The sequence below is a fragment of the Pseudomonas sp. JV245A genome (genome assembly GCF_032424515.1).
Taxonomy (GTDB): domain Bacteria; phylum Pseudomonadota; class Gammaproteobacteria; order Pseudomonadales; family Pseudomonadaceae; genus Aquipseudomonas; species Aquipseudomonas protegens.
Genome location: NZ_VYKE01000554.1, coordinates 1 through 427 on the forward strand (window position 1 = coordinate 1; position 427 = coordinate 427).

Genomic DNA, 427 nt, shown 5'->3' on the forward strand with positions numbered 1-427 from the left:
AGCACGCTGCTCAGTTGTGGTTGATGTCGACGTCCCGGGTTTCCCGCAGGCACAACAACCCCACCACCAGGCTGACCCCGGTAATCAGCACCGGGTACCACAGGCCATAGAAGATATCGCCGGTGTAGACCACCAGGGCAAAGGACACGGTCGGCAGGAAACCGCCGAACCAGCCGTTGCCGATGTGGTAGGGCAGGGACATGGAGGTGTAGCGGATACGGGTCGGGAACAGCTCCACCATCAGCGCCGCCAGCGGGCCGTAGCACATGGCGGCAATCAGGATCAGCGCGACGATCAGCACCACCACCATGGTCTTGTTGACGTTCTGGCTGTCGGCCTGCTGCGGATAACCGGCCAGGGTCACTGCGCCGCGCAGGGCGGCCTCGTCGAAGCCGTTGATCTTCACATCACCGACGCTGACCTGCAC

1 pseudogene is annotated in these 427 nt (G+C 63.2%); it reads right to left on the reverse strand.

What is annotated here, in order from left to right:
• Positions 1-10: 10 nt before the first annotated feature.
• Positions 11-427, reverse strand: a pseudogene (locus F6S12_RS32990) (MFS transporter); the annotation flags it as partial.